Origin of the sequence: Protofrankia sp. Cas8 (genome assembly GCF_963555845.1) — a bacterium.
GTDB lineage: Bacteria > Actinomycetota > Actinomycetes > Frankiales > Frankiaceae > Protofrankia.
The window spans coordinates 1-3,196 of record NZ_CAUVXI010000048.1 but is presented as its reverse complement, the minus strand read 5'-3'; the positions used below and the strand labels follow the sequence as shown (position 1 = coordinate 3,196).

Below are 3,196 nucleotides of genomic sequence, written 5' to 3'. Positions count from 1 at the left end.
CTTACCCTTGGTAACGATCACATTAACATGCTCTGTCTCAGAGCGACCGGCGACCGGCGACCGGGGGCGCGGCGTCGCGGGACTGTTGCCGGGCGCTCTTTGGGAACGATGTGAATCTGGTGTTGTGGTAGGAGCATCAGATTCACATCGTTAAGAGCGCCCGGCAATAGAGGGCGTAGATCATGGAACGCGGCGCCCATAGCAACCCGCTCAACGCCTGCGGGCAAGCATCACCTTCGACCGCGCTTACGTTTTTTTCGAATACGGTCGGGCCTTGCCAGGTTCGCGCGCGGCCTGGCGGACGTGGAGGCGCAGTCAAGGGCTCGCCTGGTGGGCCGGGACGGCTCGCAGATCGAAATCCCCGACGAACTCTACGGCGTCCTGGGTGACGTGGTGGCAGCGCTGGCCCAGGGCCTGGCCGTGTCGATCGCGCCGCACAACACGATGTTGACGACGCAGGAGGCTGCCGACCTGCTCAACATCTCCAGGCCGACACTGGTACGTCTGTTGACCGAAGGTGAGGTTTCGTACACCATGCGGGGACGCCACCGTCGGGTCATGCTCCACGACATCCTTGATTACCGCGAACGCAGGCACGTGTTGGACCAGATGGCCTCCGATGCCGAGGACGACAACCTGTATGACGTAACCGCTGTCCCAGCCCGCACAAGGTGAGACACAGTCGCCGTGGTATTCCCCACCATCCTCGAACGCGCAGGCGTGCCGCGATTTGCGGCCGAAATGCGACGACATCTTCGCTAATCGAAACTGGTCAGGTTCCGGTGACCAGGCCGCGGGCACGAGCCTGGGTGAGCCAGCCCGGGTACTCGTACATCAGCAGGTCGAAGAGCTGGTCATCGCCGATCGCCGTCGGGTCGGCAAGCGAGAAGAAGTTCGCATTGTCCAGGAACCGCCCGGTCATCTCATCCAGTTCCTCCAGGAAGCTGAAGTTGCTCTCAAGCAGGCGGTCGACAAGGCCACCGAGACCGCTGCGCTTCGGCATTGTCACACTGCCGGCGCTGACATTACGACTGGTCTTCCCGATCGCCATGAACTGCCAGAAGATCGGTTCGTAGGACGCCCAGGTGATCTGGTCACGGACGGCCCGCTTGTCGGTCGCCTGGCCGTCGGTCACGAACATCACGTAGACGGGCAGCACGTCGGGACGAGGCCGGTCCCGCCGCCGCCCGCGCGAATCGGGAAAGTAGTGTTGCCGTACCATCTGCATGGCCTTTGCGTAGTTGGTGGCGCCCTCGAGCGTGCGGTGGCGCATGAGCCCGGCTACCCAACCCTGGTAGTTACGCAGATCGAGCGGGCCCTCGTCGTGGCCATTACTGCCGAAGGTGAAGACATCGCAGGAACCGTCATCATCGAACTGGACGGCAAGCGCGAGAATGCGCTCGCAGAGCTGCTGCACCTTACCCTTGTTGTACAGCCTACTCATCGACAGGGAAATGTCCAGACAGAGTGCGACCCGGGCACGGTGCTCGGACATTCCCTTCTTCTGCAAGGAGACCCCGGCGCGCTTGACCAGGTCCACCATGGCCGGTGAAGCCCCGGCGAGTTGCTTTTCCAGCCGGACGGCTTTCGCCAGTGACACCGGATTCGCTTTGGACGTCCGGCTCGGCGGAACCGGAACCGGCGTTGGCGCTGAAACCGGCGTTGGCGCTGAAACCGGCCCTGGCCCTGGAACGGCAGCTGGAGCTGGAGCTGCTGGCCTGGCCGAGGCGGGCGGCTCATCCACGGTGATGCCGTAGTCCGTGGCGAGCCCGGCCAGGCCCGAGGTCCAACCCTGGCCCACCCCGCGGAACTTCCACTGGCCGGACCGCCGGTAGAGCTCACCCAGGACGAACGCCGTCTCGGCGCCCGCATCGGTGATCTCGAACCGGACGATCTCCGAACCGGGTGCGGGTGTCGCGCCGGCTCCGGGCGCCTCATGGACCCGGACATGCAGACCGCGCACCGCGCCGACCGGCTGGCCGTCGGTCGACACGGCGACGACAACGGTTGAGATCTCCGGTGGTAGCCGGGCCAGGTCGACGGTGACCGTCTCCTGCCGCCCGGACCGCGCCGCAAGAGTCACAGCACCCTCGACCGAGCGCGGCTGGTTGTAGAAGACGAAGTCTGCGTCGCTGCGGACGCGGCCGGAAGCCGTGAGCAGCAGCGCGCTGGCGTCCAATGCCGGCCCGGCGGCGGAGTCGAGCACGACACAGACTCGCCCGACCCGCGGCGAGAGCACCACGTTCCCGCCTTTGGGCAGAACCACAGTCATGCCGAGAGAGTGTATTTCCCCCGGCAGCCGCCACGCCCGGTCGCACCGCCGGCAGGATTCACGGCGAGGTTCACGGCGAGGTTCAGGGCAGGATTCACGGCGAGATTCACGGTAGGAGCCGGCTCAGGAGTACATCAGGGATCCCGGGGTGGTAAGCAGCTCGCCGGTCTCCAGCCACGTCTTCAGGCCCGACAGGATCATCGGCCAGCCGCCGTAGAGCTCCTCGTTCGCGCCCTCGCGCAACTGGTCGTGGGTGACGGTCAGGCGACACGAGTCGCCGATCGGTTCGATCTCCCAGGTGATTCTGGAGGTGCCCTCACTCTTCACCTCGTCGCTCCAGAGCATGGTTGCGCTCTGGACGAGCCGGCGCGGCGGGTCGATCTCGAGGTTCTCCCCCTCGCCGAGCGGGCCGGGTGCGCCCGGCGCGCTCATCTCGTAGCGCGAGCCCGGTGTCCAGTCCGAGATGACCCTCGCGCCGAAGTTGTACTTGCTCCTGATCTCGGGATCGGTGATCGCCTCCCACAGCCGCTCCGGGGTGGTGCGGATGTAGATCTCGAAAACCTTCTCCATGGAATTCTCCAGTCGCTGCTTGATGCCACTGAGCGCAGCGGCCCAGGGCTCGGCGTACTTGCTCACCCACCGGTCGTGGACGAGCCGGATCGGGACCGGGTTCAGGAAATGGAGCTTCTCTCGTCCGCGCCGCCTGGTGACCACCAGGCCCGCCTCCTCAAGCTGCTTGAGGTGCTTCATCACGCCGAAACGGGTGATGTCGAACCGCGCCTCGAGCGCGCTCAACGTCTGCCCGTCCTCCCGGAAGAGCTCGTCGAGCAGTGCCCGCCGCGTCGGATCGGCCAGCGCTCTGAACACCGCGTCCACGCCCTCGAAGATAGGTGACCATTTAGTCACCTGTCAACGGGCGCCGCG

At 65.5% G+C, this 3,196-nt stretch carries 3 protein-coding genes; 1 reads left to right on the top strand and 2 read right to left on the bottom strand.

Annotated elements, in window-relative coordinates; genetic code table 11:
• The first annotated feature begins 330 nt into the window (after nt 1-330).
• Nucleotides 331-675 (top strand): helix-turn-helix domain-containing protein, encoded by a 345-nt coding sequence (locus U9977_RS09810; RefSeq protein ID WP_322748898.1) that lies wholly within the window; start codon nt 331-333, stop codon nt 673-675.
• A 97-nt stretch (nt 676-772) separates the two neighbouring features.
• Here the strand turns inward: U9977_RS09810 and U9977_RS09805 are convergent, their stop codons facing one another.
• Nucleotides 773-2,272 carry a VWA domain-containing protein gene (locus tag U9977_RS09805; RefSeq protein WP_322748897.1) on the bottom strand — a complete coding sequence of 500 codons (1,500 nt, stop codon included), beginning with the start codon at nt 2,270-2,272 and terminating at the stop codon, nt 773-775.
• A 123-nt stretch (nt 2,273-2,395) separates the two neighbouring features.
• Complete coding sequence (locus tag U9977_RS09800; protein WP_416210538.1) at nt 2,396-3,148, bottom strand: ArsR/SmtB family transcription factor; 753 nt, start codon at nt 3,146-3,148, stop codon at nt 2,396-2,398.
• Nucleotides 3,149-3,196 lie beyond the last annotated feature (48 nt).

What these genes read in the sequence shown, in the direction of transcription:
- U9977_RS09805 (WP_322748897.1), bottom strand. Translation starts at nt 2,272, where the DNA reads ATGACTGTGGTTCTGCCCAAAGGCGGGAACGTGGTGCTCTCGCCGCGG.